Origin of the sequence: Desulfovibrio sp. JC022 (assembly GCF_010470665.1) — a bacterium.
Lineage (GTDB): Bacteria > Desulfobacterota > Desulfovibrionia > Desulfovibrionales > Desulfovibrionaceae > Maridesulfovibrio.
Genome location: NZ_VOPZ01000003.1, coordinates 253855 through 267662 on the forward strand (window position 1 = coordinate 253855; position 13808 = coordinate 267662).

The 13808-nt window shown below is 49.2% G+C and carries 12 protein-coding genes; 5 read left to right on the forward strand and 7 right to left on the reverse strand.

The window, feature by feature from the left end:
• The first annotated feature begins 122 nt into the window (after positions 1-122).
• The 3 genes from FMS18_RS06335 to FMS18_RS06345 all read left to right on the forward strand — a co-directional run bounded on the left by FMS18_RS06335 (position 123) and on the right by FMS18_RS06345 (position 3915).
• Positions 123-353 (forward strand): hypothetical protein, encoded by a 231-nt coding sequence (locus tag FMS18_RS06335; RefSeq protein WP_163293058.1) that lies wholly within the window; start codon positions 123-125, stop codon positions 351-353.
• A gap of 206 nt (positions 354-559) precedes the next feature.
• Positions 560-2872, forward strand: coding sequence for a methyl-accepting chemotaxis protein (locus FMS18_RS06340; protein WP_163292905.1), 2313 nt, complete (start codon positions 560-562; stop codon positions 2870-2872).
• Positions 2873-3012: 140 nt separating this feature from the next.
• Positions 3013-3915: a DMT family transporter gene (locus FMS18_RS06345; RefSeq protein WP_163292906.1), complete on the forward strand. Its 903-nt coding sequence runs from the start codon at positions 3013-3015 to the stop codon at positions 3913-3915.
• A 139-nt stretch (positions 3916-4054) separates the two neighbouring features.
• Here the strand turns inward: FMS18_RS06345 and nhaB are convergent, their stop codons facing one another.
• The 7 genes from nhaB to FMS18_RS06380 form a co-directional block, all read right to left on the reverse strand.
• Positions 4055-5545 carry a sodium/proton antiporter NhaB gene (nhaB, locus tag FMS18_RS06350; protein WP_163292907.1) on the reverse strand — a complete coding sequence of 497 codons (1491 nt, stop codon included), beginning with the start codon at positions 5543-5545 and terminating at the stop codon, positions 4055-4057.
• Positions 5546-5671: 126 nt separating this feature from the next.
• Complete coding sequence (locus FMS18_RS06355) at positions 5672-7111, reverse strand: transferase (RefSeq protein WP_163292908.1); 1440 nt, start codon at positions 7109-7111, stop codon at positions 5672-5674.
• A 143-nt stretch (positions 7112-7254) separates the two neighbouring features.
• Entirely contained in the window at positions 7255-8724 is a 1470-nt protein-coding gene (locus FMS18_RS06360; RefSeq protein WP_163292909.1) for an SLC13 family permease, read from the reverse strand.
• Positions 8725-8742: 18 nt separating this feature from the next.
• Positions 8743-9297 (reverse strand): CBS domain-containing protein, encoded by a 555-nt coding sequence (locus FMS18_RS06365; RefSeq protein ID WP_163292910.1) that lies wholly within the window; start codon positions 9295-9297, stop codon positions 8743-8745.
• Between the two features lie 41 nt (positions 9298-9338).
• Positions 9339-9692, reverse strand: a complete 354-nt coding sequence (locus FMS18_RS06370) for a response regulator (RefSeq protein WP_239060959.1) — start codon at positions 9690-9692, stop codon at positions 9339-9341.
• A 267-nt stretch (positions 9693-9959) separates the two neighbouring features.
• The gene (locus FMS18_RS06375; protein WP_163292912.1) at positions 9960-10295 is read right to left on the reverse strand and encodes a dinitrogenase iron-molybdenum cofactor biosynthesis protein; all 336 of its coding nucleotides are present in this window, start codon (positions 10293-10295) and stop codon (positions 9960-9962) included.
• Between the two features lie 3 nt (positions 10296-10298).
• Positions 10299-11699, reverse strand: a complete 1401-nt coding sequence (locus FMS18_RS06380) for a sigma-54-dependent Fis family transcriptional regulator (RefSeq protein ID WP_239060960.1) — start codon at positions 11697-11699, stop codon at positions 10299-10301.
• A 204-nt stretch (positions 11700-11903) separates the two neighbouring features.
• Between FMS18_RS06380 and FMS18_RS06385 the strand changes: the two genes are divergently transcribed.
• The gene (locus FMS18_RS06385) at positions 11904-12887 is read left to right on the forward strand and encodes a glycosyltransferase family 1 protein (protein ID WP_163292913.1); all 984 of its coding nucleotides are present in this window, start codon (positions 11904-11906) and stop codon (positions 12885-12887) included.
• 98 nt (positions 12888-12985) lie between these two features.
• On the forward strand, positions 12986-13807 hold the full coding sequence (locus tag FMS18_RS06390) for a TatD family hydrolase (protein ID WP_163292914.1): 822 nt from the start codon (positions 12986-12988) through the stop codon (positions 13805-13807).
• Position 13808 lies beyond the last annotated feature (1 nt).

Sequence of the window (13808 nt, forward strand, 5' to 3'; positions counted from 1 at the left end):
CCGGGGATTCATTTCTCCGGACTTTTTGTTAGGCAGCATTTATATTATTTTGTAATTGCTTGCGTTAGCTGTTTTCAGGATGTAATTTGTGTACTGACCGGAACCATTAACAGCATATGAGTATGATATTATCAGCCAGCCAGTTACGCGCTCTGCGCCAGAGAAATGATGAGGAGCTTCGCAAGGGAAGTTATGCCAAGCACGGCTATCCTGCAAATACCATTCAGGATTTGCTGCACACAGTAGAAGCCTTGAAGAGCGAGAAGAAGAAGTGGAAAAAAGTAGCTCAAGAGCGAGGCGAACTGCTTAATAAAATGACCGGACTGTTGGAAGATTACAATAAGTCAAAATAAAGATACCTTTAAAAGTAGGCCCTCGCACTGTTGATTCAGTGCGGGGGCTTTTTTTTTGAGACAAGTTTAAAAATAAGCTTTAATGACAGGCAATTATAAATTTATGCCATATAGCGAAAAATAATATAATTTAGATAAGCTCTCTGTAGTCTCCCTTAATAAATATGAATGGCGCATGTTTAATTGTCAATAATAAGGGGTTTGGAATGAATTTCAAAAGCATTAATACCGGTCTTTCAATTTTGATAACCGCGATAGTCTCTATCTCGGTTATTGCTTTTGTCGTTGTTGTGAGTTCAATGACCAATTCTGCGGTTCTGAGTATTCAGGAGCAGAATATGGGAGTGCTGAACAATAAAATTGTAAATGAGGTTGGTCAGTTTTTGGAACTGTCCAAAAGTGATCTTGCTGATTATGCCAGCAGTGCGGATCTCCAAAATGCATTCACTGATGAGGCTGCCAGGGCAAGAATAATAAAGCATCTCCGGCAGAAGATGGGGAACAATAGCAAACTTGCTACATTGGCTGCTTTCGGTCTGGATGGAAATATTGTGTTCGGGCTTAAATCAAACGGGCAGTCAGCTGCCGGTGCTGATCTTCGTTCCCGCAAATATGTGCAGAAAATTTTGAACGGTAGTAATTTTGCGGTTTCCGAGGTTCTAAAGTCTGTGCTGGATGATCGTTTTATCGTGGTCATGGCTGTGCCTGTCCGTAATGAACAAGGCCAGCTTCTTGGCGGGTTCTTTTATTCTGTTGACTGGCAGAAATATTCTATGGAGATGATCGGCGATATTTCCATCGGTGAAGATGGATATGCCTACATGCTGGATAATAAAGGGCGCATCATTGCTCATAAGGTAAATCAGGATCTCATTTTAAAAGATATTTCCAGTCATCAGTTTGTAAAAGACAGTCTTGCTGCCCCCAAGGGTAAGACCGAATATGAGTGGGAAGGAAGAGCCAAGATTCAGTCCTTTCAGGTTGTACCTTCCACCGGCTGGGTGGTTTGTATGTCCGCCTATGTTTCGGACCTGACCCGTGCTGCAATTGAAGAGCGAAATATACTTATTGTCATGGGAACCCTGATGGTTCTCCTGCTTGTTGGCGTAATTGTGTTTACCATCCGCAAACAGGTCACCGGGCCTATGGCTACTATCCGCGACTTTACCAGCGAGATTGCCCATGGTAATTTCAAGGCTGAGCTTAATGGAAAATATGTCTGCGAACTTAAGGACCTTTCCGAGAATATCGACTTCATGGTCGCGGAGCTGAAAAACAAGCTCGGCTTTTCCGAAGGCGTGCTGAAGGGGCTGGTCCTGCCTTGCTCAATTGTCGGCCCTAACGATGACATCCTTTGGGCAAACTCCCAGATTTGTGAGCTTATTGAAACCAGTACCGGTCCTGAACAGGCAATTGGAATGGATCCCGGAGAATTTTTCTACAATGAAAGAGGCCGCAAGACTTTGTCTCAGCAGGCAATTGAAGAAGAGCATCAGATTCAGCAGGAAGTCGAATATACCACTGTGAAGGGAAACCTGAAAAGTATCATGATTTCCACCACTCCTTTCTATGATATGGATAAGAATATGCTTGGCTCGGTGACTATCTGGATTGATATGACCGAAATCCGCGAGCAGCAGCGCAAGATCGAAGAAAACAATATTATGATCTCCGAGGCTGCTGCCAGTGCCACCGAGGTTTCCAATCAGGTTTCCGGGTTTTCCGAGGCCCTGTCCGCACAGGTGGAGCAGTCCAGCCGAGGTGCTGAAGAACAATCGGTAATGGCCAGCGAAGCTGCCACTGCCATGGATGAGATGAATTCTACTGTGTTCGAAGTTGCCCGCAATGCCTCCACTGCTGCTGAACTTGCTGATGCGTCCCAGCAGAAAGCCGGGGAAGGGGAGCAGAAAGTGGAACAGGCAGTTGAGACCATTACCCAGATTCGTGTTCAGTCCGATCAGATGCAGAAAGATATGGCTGATCTCGGTAAGCAGGCCGACGGCATCGGCAACATCATGGGCGTGATCAGCGATATTGCGGATCAGACCAACCTGCTGGCGCTTAATGCCGCCATTGAGGCCGCCCGAGCCGGGGATGCCGGACGCGGGTTCGCCGTGGTTGCCGATGAAGTTCGCAAGCTGGCTGAATCCACCATGAACGCTACCAGCGAGGTCGGTGAATACATCAGCCGTATTCAGGATAGCGCCAAGACCAACATTACCAATACCGAGAAATCTACCAAGGCTATCGGTGAGGTGACCGAGTTGGTCAACCAGTCCGGCGATATCCTCAAAGAAATCGTGGAGAAGGTTTCCGAGACCGCAGATCAGGTTCGTTCCATTGCCACTGCTTCGGAAGAGCAGTCTGCGGCGAGTGAGGAGATCAGCCGTTCCACCGGACAGATCAACACCATTGCCAGTGAAACGGCGCAGGCCATGAATGAATCAGCCGAAGCGGTTAGCCGTATGTCCGAACTGGCTAAGGAGCTTGATGGGATCATTGCCCGTATGCAGGGATAGCATAGTTCATAGTTACAATTAATTGTTAAGGGCTGTCCGTTCGCGGACAGCCTTTTTTATCCCGTATTCTGCTAATGCGTTGTTTTTTCAGGGGCGCACGTATAGTCTCTGTCCGTTATAAAACTTTCAGGAGAGAAGTGATGGGCAAGGGATTGATTTATTCAGTATTATCGGCAATCGGTCTGGGAACACTTGCGATTTTTTTTAAGCTCGGGCTGGCCACGGGCCTGGAACCTCTGGAATTGATACAATACCGATTTACTATCGGCGCGGTGGCTCTTTTTGTCTGGCTGGGAATAACCAGCCCTAAGCTGCTTAAGGTCCGGCCCAGAGTGCTCGTAAAAGCAGCGGTTCTCGGGATATTGATTTATCCGCTCCAGTCATGGCTTTTCATCATGGCCTTGAAACATATTCCGGCTTCAACGACTTCTCTTATTTATTATTTCTATCCGCTCATGACCACGCTCATTGCGATTGTTTTTTTTAAACTCAGGCCGGGCCGGGCTGTTTTTGCGGCTTTGGGATTGATTATTGCCGGAAGCGGACTGGTTTTTTACAATGCTTTTGCGCGACAGCTTGATATGCAGGGGATTTTCTATGCCCTCGGCTGTATGTTCTGTTTTTCCATTTACTTGACCGTGATCCAGATTTTTACAAAAGATGATGAGGCGAAAGTCATCGTGCCTTATGTTATTTTGTGTATGGCGATTGTTTTCAGCCTGCTGTCTTCGCCGTTAAAGATTTTTTCATTGGATGCTCAGGGCTGGCTGATTGCCGTGGGACTGGGGATTCTCCCGACAGCTTTGGCGATAAGTCTTCTTTATAGGGCGGTAGATGCCATCGGAAGCGCCAATGCCGCAATCTTTTCCACCATTGAACCTGTTACGACAGTTCTGCTGGCTGCATTTATACTGGGGGAACATATCGCCCCGGTCCAGATTGCCGGGATGGCACTTATCCTGCTGGGCATTATCATGCCTAATCTGCAATTGCTGAAAAGAAAATCCAGAGTAAGCCAAGAGAAACAAAGCGGCGAAGCCTGATAGGGATTTCAAAGGGGCTTAGCTCCTTTGGCCGCCGGAGGCGAAATGCGATTAATTTAAAGTGCGATAGCGCATCAAAATAAAGCCCCCGCTGTGTAACCACAGCGGGGGCTTTTGCATTTAAGCTATGTAGCTGATCCTACAGGAAGTACCAGGTCGCGGCGAGGCCGGTGATGGACATGGTGATAGTGTAGGGGAAGGCCATCTTAACCATCTGGCCGTATGAGAGCCTGATAAGCGGAGCAATGGCGGAGGTCAGCAGGAACAGGAATGCAGCCTGACCGTTAGGAGTTGCAACACTGGGAATGTTTGTTCCGGTGTTGATTGCAACTGCGAGCAGGTCGAACTGTTCACGGCCGATAACGCCGTTCTGGAATGCTTTCAGGGTTTCTGAAACGTATACTGTCGCAACAAACACGTTATCTGAAATCATGGAAAGGATACCGTTGGCAAGGTAGTAGGCAGCCAGCTGAACTTTACCTTCAAGTCCGAGCACGTAGTGAATGATCGGTGCGAAGAGATGCTGTTCGTGGATAACACCTACAATTGCGAAGAAGACAACCAGCAGCGCGGTAAAGGGCAGGGCCTCTTCAAACGCGTGGCCGATTCTGTGTTCTTCGGTAATGCCGTTAAGAGCGGTCAGGAGAACGATTACTGTCAGACCGATAAGGCCTACTTCCGCAATGTGGAATGCCAGAGCGAGAACAAGGAAGAGAGCTGCACAGGCCTGAGTGAACAGGGCCGCTTTTTTCTTGAGGCTCATTTCTTCATCATTTTTGCGGTCTTCTTCTTCGAGGATTTCACGCACGTTCTGGGGCAGCTCGTAGCCGTATCCGAAGATACCGGTCACTTCCAGCATGATGCAGGTCAAAAGACCTACAACCAGTACAGGCATGGATACCGGGGCAACCCTGATGAAGAATTCAATGAATTCCCAGCCCATGGTTTTACCGATGAGCAGGTTCTGGGGTTCACCGACGATGGTACATACGCCACCGAGAGCGGTACCCACTGCACCGTGCATCATGAGGTTTCTCAGGAATCCGCGGAATTCACTAAGGTGGCTGACGCATTCTCCTTTAAGCAGGGTGTCATCAGACAGAGAGCATTTTCCTGTAGAGGCAAAGCGGTGGTATATTCCGTAGAAACCGTATGCAACAGCAATAATTACTGCGGTAACGGTCAGTGCGTCGAGGAAGGCTGAAAGGATTGCTCCTGAGAATGAGAAAAGCAGCGAGATGATGATCTTTGATTTGATGCGAGTAATGATTTTAGTGAAGGCATACTGCAGCATGTCTTTCATAAAATGGATACCTGCAACCATGAACATTAACAGTAGAATTACCGGGAAGTTCAGTACCGTCTCGTTATAGACAGTTTCGGGTGAGGCCAGCCCAATTGCGATTGCTTCAACCGCGAGCAGCCCGCCTGCGGGCAGGGGGTAGCACTTGAGTGCCATGGCCAGAGTGAAAATAAACTGTCCGATCAAAACCCAGCCGGTAATGAATGGGCCGGCTACGGCCATGAGAATCGGGTTGAGTACGAGAAAACCGATAATGGTCAGTTTGTACCAGTCAGGAGAATTACCTAAAAGGTTCTTCTGCAGTGCCTGTGACATTGTTTTGGGCACGGGTTACTCCTTTTGCCTTTTGTGTGGAACCAAGCGATCTGTGGTTTCTAATGTGGCATACATCAAATCCATAAATATGGATTTGATGTAATTGTTCGAAATAAAAAATATTTCGAGGACGCAACATTACAGATCGCTGGGGACCAGCGGGTCGATTGTCAGTTCCGGATAGAGTCCCTGCAACTCTCCTTCAGGATAAGGCTGAAGGATATTGAAGGAGATGTCCTGAGTTTGCTGGGAATGGCCCGCGGTTTCTTCGGAACCGTCCCAGAATGCACCGTTAGCTTCGAGAATATGTTCGATACGGTGCCTGAATCCATCAACAAATTTAGCTCCGATACCTTCAAAAGTCATGTTTCCGAGACGGAACTGACCTTTGAGTGCAGCAAAGTCAGAGAGAGGAATCGAGTGCATTTCGAGATCTTCTTGCTTGCTGATATAGCCCCAAACGAGATAGTTGTCAGGTATTTTAATGGGTTCTTCTGCATCGATAATAGTATGCGGCATCAATATGGTGCCTGCGCCTACTTCGATTTTACTATCTTCTTTACCGTTGAGGAAAGAGTTGAAGCCCACGAAGGAACGTTTACCCATATGGGTGTAAATCACTTTACCGCCGTGCGGGGTAACAACTTCGCCTTCGTAGACGGAATTGATGATGTAGCAGTTTTCCTGTGCGTTAGCGCCGGGGCCGAGTGTGGAGTTCTCAATGTATGACCTTTGGGCCACGAGAACATTTTTATCCACTTTACATTCGCCTTTGAGTACTGCGTAGGGGCTTACTGATGCGCCTTCGGGAACGTCAATGGAAAGTTCAGGTTTGACCGAAGAGTAGATGGGCACGAAGTCTTCTTTGCGCTCATCAAAGAAGTCCATGAGGATTCCTTTCGGTCTGCTGTCTTCCATGCGGATGTATTTTTCAAGGATTTCTTCAGGGTACTGGTAGTTGAACTCAAATGCGCCGTCCGCTTTAACCCAGACCCGGCCCGCTTTGATGCGTTTGTGGGAAAGTTCCCCGGCCTGAACGTAGGAGTATGCTCCGACAGCGCAGTCATGCATGATGGAGAGGTCAACTGAGGAGAAAGGCTCAAGGAAACAGCCTTCCACGGAAGTTCCGTGAATGTTTGCGTAATGCAAAGACACGGTGTTTGAAATTTTGAAACACTCAAGGTTTTCGGGGTCGTGGGAGTTGTTGTGCACGAGTGTTTTCATCAGGAAGCTGTCGCGGATCTTAATGACCTCGTCGTCGCGAAGCTTGATTTTCTGCCCGTTGAGTTCTATCTCGCTGCCGCTTCTCTTAAGCTCATCTCCACGGATATCACTCTTGTAAAGGATGGAGTGGTTCACCTTACATTTACCGAGGAAGTAGGTTCCCCCGATGCTTGAATGACGAAAGTTGAACATGAGCGGGTGGTTGTTGGTCAGGGAGTAAAACGCGTAGTAGAGCGCGAAGCTGTCTTCGGGGATAAGGCCCTTGATATAAGGCCCGACATCCACAAGGGGCTCGCGCAGGTTGATGTTCACGCGGTTGACGATATGGTCAATAAGCTTATTAAGCTGTTTCATAAAAATCCTTCTCGCTTTTTGGTTGAGTACCGGAAGTCGTAGGCGGAAACCGGCAGCAGGGTTTGTACGAGTCGGACGGTTCCGGCACGCCTTGCCGGAACCGTCCTGCCCTATGTTTAATAGTCCCTTATAACCCTATACGGCTAGCCCGGCAAGGTCACCGGCATGCCCATGATGGGCCATACAAACTTTACGAAGATACCGGTTACGATCATCAGTATGATACTTGCGGGGATACCGTACATGAAGAATTCCCCGGTGGTGAACTGTTTGGAGTCGTAAGCGATTGCGTTGGGAGCTGCACCGACCAGGAGGAGGAAGGGCATACCCGCAACAACCAGTGCTGCGAAGAGAATAACTTCCGGGGCCACGCCGAGGTAAGGCGCGATAACAAGTGCCACCGGGAGCGATATTGCGATTGCCGCCACGTTCATGATGAAGTTGGTCATCATCATTACGAAGAAGGCGATGGACATGATGAAGATAAATCCGCTTGACTCCTGGAAGAGAACCAACCAGTTCACCGCCATCCACTTGGCTGCGCCGGTATCCCAGAGGCAGAAACCGATGGACATGGCACCCGCAAAGAGGAGGATGATGTTCCAGGGGATATCTTCAAGGTCATTGATGTCCAGAATCTTGAATACAAAGAATGAGATGGACGAGACCAGAATAATGGAGGTCTTGTCGATGGCCTTCAGTTCGGGGATGAAGGATCTCAGGCTCATGATCAGGATAACGCCGCCGACGAGAATCGCTGCCATTTTTTCATCGCGTGAGAGCGGTCCCATCTGGGAATTGAGCTCTCTGGCTTTTTCGCGCAGGCCGGGGATAACGTCCTTTTCAGGCTTCAGGAAAACCATGAAGAATCCCCAGAGGATGAAGACCATGGCCCAGCCGATGGGTGCCATGTAGTAGGTCAGCTCGAAGAAAGTAACGTCCTTGCCCAGAATCTCGTTGTAAAAACCAAGGGCAACCGCGCCTCGTGCTGCACCGAGCAGGGTGACGATAGAACCGGCACCGGCTACATAAGCCATACCTATGAACAATCCCTTACCGAACTTGGTGGGTTTGTCCCCTTCGCCGTAGAGGGAGTAGATAGCCAGCAGCAGCGGGTACACAGTCGCCGCAACAGCGGTGTGAGCCATAATATGGGTCAACAAGGCAGTTACAACGAATACGCCCAGATAGATGCGGCTGGTTCTTTCGCCGACGACCATGAGCATCTTGTAGGCCAGACGTTTAGTCAGTCCTGTCTTGGTGAATACTAGACCGATCATGATGGATGCAAAGATAAACAGGACGGAGGGGTCCATGAAATCCTTGAAAGCCACCTTGGCCGGGCGGATAAAGAACATGGCCTGCAATACGCCGATGGCCAGAGAGGTTACGCCGATGGGTACAACTTCAAATACCCACCATGTGCCTGCCAGCAGGAAGACGCCGATGGCTCCCTTGGCTTCTTTGGTCAATACAAAATGCTGCCCGCCGGGGTCGATTGCATCCGGCCATGCCGGGCAATAGTAAACAAAAGCGAACAGGGATACACCCAGCAGCATGAAGAACAGCCTCTTGAAATCAAATCCGGGCTTGTTTGCAACTTCAGCACTCATTACTTTAGCTCCTTGCAATTAGGCTGTTTCAATCTCGCAGGCGAGGACTGCGGTTCTGACTTTGTCAAATGCATCGCCGAGGCGGACCACCCCGGTAATAATTCCATCCTTCTGGACCAGCAACGGCTGGTGCACTCCGAGCACAAAAGCATGCAAAGCCTTGTCGAGGGTGTCGTCCTCGTCCAGGATTTCAGCTTGTTTTGGTGTGTGCATGATCTCTTCGGCCTTTGCTCCGGCATTTTTGCGGCAGAGGCTGGAAAGAGGTTCGGACCAGAGATTGAAATCGCGGTAGACCTTTTGAACGAAATCCATGCTCAAGGCACCGGGATGACGTTGGTCGTCCATTTTGAAGTAGGACGGTTCCATGTGTTTGAAGATGTCGAGCATGGTGATTTTACCCACGACCTTACCGTCAGCATTTTCCACCAGCAGGTCGCGGTGGGGATGAGGAAGGTTCAGTTCATCACCTTGTTGAGCTAGACATTGCAATGCTTCAAACAGAGTAGTGTCTTCTTTGACCCTGTTGTATTCTTCAACAGGAATCATCAGATCTTTTGCTTTGAAATTTTTCACAAATTCCCCCTATGTAGGTTGTCCGAACGGATGTTTGCCTTTTAGCTGTCCGGTGCGCAGAATCTGCGCAGGGTCTTGACCAGCGCGGCAATATCCACCGGAACTGAAATTTCAGCACATGCCCCCAGATTCATAGCTTCTATTGAAAGCGGAATCTTATTGTGCCGATTGATTAAAACAACTTTCAAATCAGGAACGATTGGTGAAATATCCTCCATGAATTTCAAGGAATTTCGCCCGAATCCGGAAAGGCCAAGAACAATGCCGTCCAGTTCATTCTCGCGGATGAATTTTTCAGCCTCGTCCAGATTGCCTGAGTCCGCGACCTGCAAGCCTTCACTCTTGAGGCGCAGAACAAGGTGTTCACGGAATTCAGAGTCCTTTTCAACAATCATTATTTTCATGCTTTAAAACGTTGTCTTGCTACTGGCCGGGAATTCGGCCTTTGCAGCACCCGCCTCAACAAAGCACCCAGTATGCCATATAGAATAATTCCTTTTATACCAGACTTTTAAGCTTGGCGGAAGAAATTTTGTTTCTTTTTGTTGAAACAAAGTGAATCATTGTGAAAAGTTTCTCAAGAAACAATATGAAACAAAATAAAACAAAAACAGAGTGAGGGTTAAAATGATTGAGGGTATACAGGGGGTTAAGAAAAGAGGTTAAAGCGTGTAAAGATTATCACCGCAGGATAGTTTTCCGTCTTTGTAGGCTTGTATGGCTTTTTGGACCGGGCCGATGACATCGTCGAGAACTTCAATGCCCTTCCATTTGAGGTATTGGTAGTGCTCGTCATCAATGCCGCCGCAGACCACAGCATCGGTATGGTCGGAGGTTGCCAGTGCGCAGAGGTCATCAGCAGATGATTGTGGCAGAACAATGATGCGTTCGCTTATTTCGCCGTTGGATTTTATCTTTGCCAGCAGCACATCCGTGGCAAGGTCGAAACGGGGGGCAACTTCATCGTTGAGAAGGGGGATCATGATCTTGTGCGACATAATTTATCCGCTGATGGAGTGTTTTTTCATCTTACGCCAGAGGGTGGAGCGGGACCAGCCAAGTCTTACCGCTGCTTCTCCTTTGCGTCCGCCGCATTTAAGCAAGGTGTCCATGATCATCTGTTTTTCCGCGTCGTCCCAGCTTTGAGCTGAAGAATATTCAAGTGGGACAGCCCTTTCCTGAGTGGCGTGAGCGGATTCCGTTACCGGGCGCAGGATATCCTGTTCGGTCAGGTATGCGGGCAGGTGGCTGGAGCCGATGAGGTCGCGGTCGCAGAAGTTTACCGCGTATTCTACTATGTTGCTCAGTTCACGCACGTTGCCGGGGTAGCGGTAAGCGGATAAAATTTTAGCTGATTTTTTAGAAAAACCTTTGATCTTTTTGTTGAATTTGTCGCAGTAAGCCATGAGGAAATGGTTTTTGAGCAGCAGGATGTCATCTCCGCGTTCACGAAGGGGCGGCAGATGCAGGTGAACCACATTCAATCTAAATAGCAGATCGGCGCGGAAGGTCTTTTCCTGAACCATCCTTTTAAGGTCCCGGTGGGTGGCAACGATGACCCTTACATCGGCATTAAAGCCTCGTGAACTACCCAGCGGATGGATTACTTTATCATCCAGAAATGAAAGCAGTTTGACCTGCAAGGGGAGAGGCAAATCTCCTATTTCAGTAAGAAAGAATGAACCGTTATGGGCTAGTTTGATGCGTCCGGGGCGGTCTTCGTTTGCTCCGGTAAAAGCACCTTTCACATGTCCGAAGAGTTCTGATTCTAGTAAAGTTTCGGGCAGCGCGCCGCAGTTCACCTTGATAAAAGGTGCGCCCGCACGGTCCGAGGCATTGTGGATGGCTTCGGCCAGTACGTCTTTACCTGTTCCGGTTTCCCCGGTGATCAGAACCGACGAATCAGTACCTGCAATGGAAGGGACCATGCTGAAAATTTTAACCATTTCCGGGCTGGTGCCGATCAGTCCACCCAGTGAATAGGCCTTGCTGGCCGAGTTGCTCAGCTCCGCAACCTGCCGGATATCCTGAATGGTTTCCACGTATCCTGAAATCACATTGTAGTTGTTCACTATGGGGGAAATATTGAGCCGGATGGGAACCTTGGTCCGTGTGCGGTCAATGATATCCGCATCAATGGATATTGTCTGGAAGTCCGCTTTATCGGCCATGACCGGGCAGCCCTTGAAGCAATAATCGCAGCGCAGGCCGAGGTAGCATTTTAAGCCCTGCATGGCTTCAGGGTCGGCCCCGGTGATGGTCTGCCATGCACGGTTGACCAGTTTTACCCTGCCCTCGATGTCCAGCACGGCAATGCCGATGGGGATCTCGTTCAAAAGGTCCGGGAGCATGAACTGCTGGCCCATCAGGCCGTTGATTATATACGGAGCTTCGGTTGCCATGTGAATTTGATAACATGAATGGTTTTGATGCGCTACGCGCTTTTTTGGGAAGCCTCCGGCGGCGCTTTCAGCGGGACCAGAGAAACTTTTTGAAAAAAGTTTCTCTGGACTCTTCAAAAACTTTTATTAAGGCTTCGCCGCTTTGTTTGGGAGAGTTGTTGTTTGTTTGGAACAGTTGTATGTTCCGCCCAAGGAAACAAAATTATGAAAACATATATATTTATACCTCCTGTTCGTAAGCCCACCGGGGGGATTACGGTTTTTTGTCAGATAGCTTCCATTCTCGCCCGTCACGGTAAGGATGTGCAGCTTGTCATGCGTGAAAAGGGCAGCTGGATGCCGCAACTTGCGGAAGGATATCCTGATCCGATTCACTGGGATGATGTGCAGCTGACCCCGGATGATCTCTGGCTGGTGCCTGAAGGCTGGGTGAATAGTCTTGCCCCGGGGCTGAATGCTAAGGCTAGGTGTTTGGTTTACTGTCAGAATTGGGCTTATCTGTTTTCTTCCCTGCCGGAAGGAGTGTCCTGGGCTAATTTGCCTGTTTCGTTTCTTGCGGTTTCACATCCTGTTGAATGGTTCATGCAGCAGACCGTGGGCAAGGTTTCCCCGATCCTGAGGCCGGGCATTGATACAGAGCTTTTTTATCCTCCTGAGAAGAAGCCCGGAGGAAAACTCAAAATTGCGTATATGCCGCGCAAGAACAAAGCTCTCGTGAGTCAGATTAAATCTATTTTTGAGTCGCGCAATGCCGGAGCCGAGGTCCGCTGGGTGGAGATTGCCGGGATGGATGCCAAGGGCGTGGCCGAAACTTTGCGTTCCTGCCATATTTTTCTTGTTTCCGGTTTCCCCGAAGGTTGCCCGCTGCCGCCTCTTGAATCTCTTGCGTCTGGCTGTATCCCAGTGGGATTTTCCGGTTTCGGCGGCTGGGATTACATGCGTCAGATTGAAGGTGCCACCTTCAAACCATGGTGGCCCCTGCGTGATGTTTCGTGGTCCGGCAACGGTTTCTGGTCCGCCGATGCGGACGTGCTTGATGCGGCCTTCAATCTTGAAAAAGCCATCACCCTCTGGCGTGAGGGCGGTTCCGTCCTTGACAGTGCCTTAGAAGCAGGGCAACAGACCATCCGTTCATATACAGTGGAAGAGCAGGAAAAGACTGTTCTGGAGATTTGGGAAAAGTTTTAAAAATATTTTTAGACCCATCTAATAAAAGGTTTAAGGCCCCCGGCAGGGTCGCCGAAGGCCTTTTCATCAAAAGCGCGATAGCGCATCCTATCTATAAAATGGCTAAGAAAAACAGAGCATTGCCCCAGAGCGTGGGTATAAATATTCCGGGCGTGGAGACCCATGCCCATTTGGATCTGGAAGAGTTCCGTGAAGACCTGCCTGAAGTGCTGACAAGGGCCAAAGAGAGCGGAGTCGGTAAAATCGGAAACGTCTTTCTGGGACCGCAGGCCTACCATGAGAACAAGAAACTTTTTGCGGATTACCCGGAAGTGTTCTTCTTGCTCGGCGTGCATCCCAATGATTCCGGTAAATTTGTGGAAGATGACATTGAAGCCATGCGCGATGCTTTCAAGACTGAGCCGCGTTTGAAGGCGGTTGGTGAGATCGGCCTTGATTTTTATTGGGACCGTGTGCCGTATGATGTGCAGGAAGATGTGTTCCGCAAACAGCTTAAACTGGCAGATGAACTGGATCTCCCGGTGGTAATCCACAGCCGTGATGCCCATGAGCGGACCATTGAAGTGCTGGAAGATTTCGGCTGGTCCGGCAAACCGCTGCTCTGGCATTGTTTCGGCGGAGATGCTGAGACCGCAAAGCGTATCGTTGACCACGGCTGGTATATTTCCGTACCCGGTCCGGTTACCTATAAAAAGAATGAAATTGCGCAGGAAGCGGTTAAGTCTATCCCGCTGGACCGTCTGGTGCTGGAAACTGACTGCCCGTTCCTGACCCCCGAACCGTGGCGCGGCAAGCGTAATGAACCCGCGTTTGTGGTTTTCACTGCCGCTAAAGTTGCTGAGCTGAAGGAAATGGATGTGAACGAGTTGTGGAAAGCCTGCTCAGAGAATGCGCATAAGTTCTTTAATTTAGGGAATTAAC

Coding starts and splice junctions, on each gene's coding strand:
- FMS18_RS06390 (WP_163292914.1), top strand. CDS start 12,986: ATGGCTAAGAAAAACAGAGCATTGCCCCAGAGCGTGGGTATAAATATT.
- FMS18_RS06375 (WP_163292912.1), bottom strand. CDS start 10,295: ATGTCGCACAAGATCATGATCCCCCTTCTCAACGATGAAGTTGCCCCC.
- FMS18_RS06380 (WP_239060960.1), bottom strand. CDS start 11,699: ATGGCAACCGAAGCTCCGTATATAATCAACGGCCTGATGGGCCAGCAG.
- FMS18_RS06370 (WP_239060959.1), bottom strand. CDS start 9,692: ATGATTGTTGAAAAGGACTCTGAATTCCGTGAACACCTTGTTCTGCGC.
- FMS18_RS06360 (WP_163292909.1), bottom strand. CDS start 8,724: ATGAGTGCTGAAGTTGCAAACAAGCCCGGATTTGATTTCAAGAGGCTG.
- FMS18_RS06385 (WP_163292913.1), top strand. CDS start 11,904: ATGAAAACATATATATTTATACCTCCTGTTCGTAAGCCCACCGGGGGG.
- FMS18_RS06345 (WP_163292906.1), top strand. CDS start 3,013: ATGGGCAAGGGATTGATTTATTCAGTATTATCGGCAATCGGTCTGGGA.
- FMS18_RS06355 (WP_163292908.1), bottom strand. CDS start 7,111: ATGAAACAGCTTAATAAGCTTATTGACCATATCGTCAACCGCGTGAAC.
- FMS18_RS06340 (WP_163292905.1), top strand. CDS start 560: ATGAATTTCAAAAGCATTAATACCGGTCTTTCAATTTTGATAACCGCG.
- FMS18_RS06335 (WP_163293058.1), top strand. CDS start 123: ATGATATTATCAGCCAGCCAGTTACGCGCTCTGCGCCAGAGAAATGAT.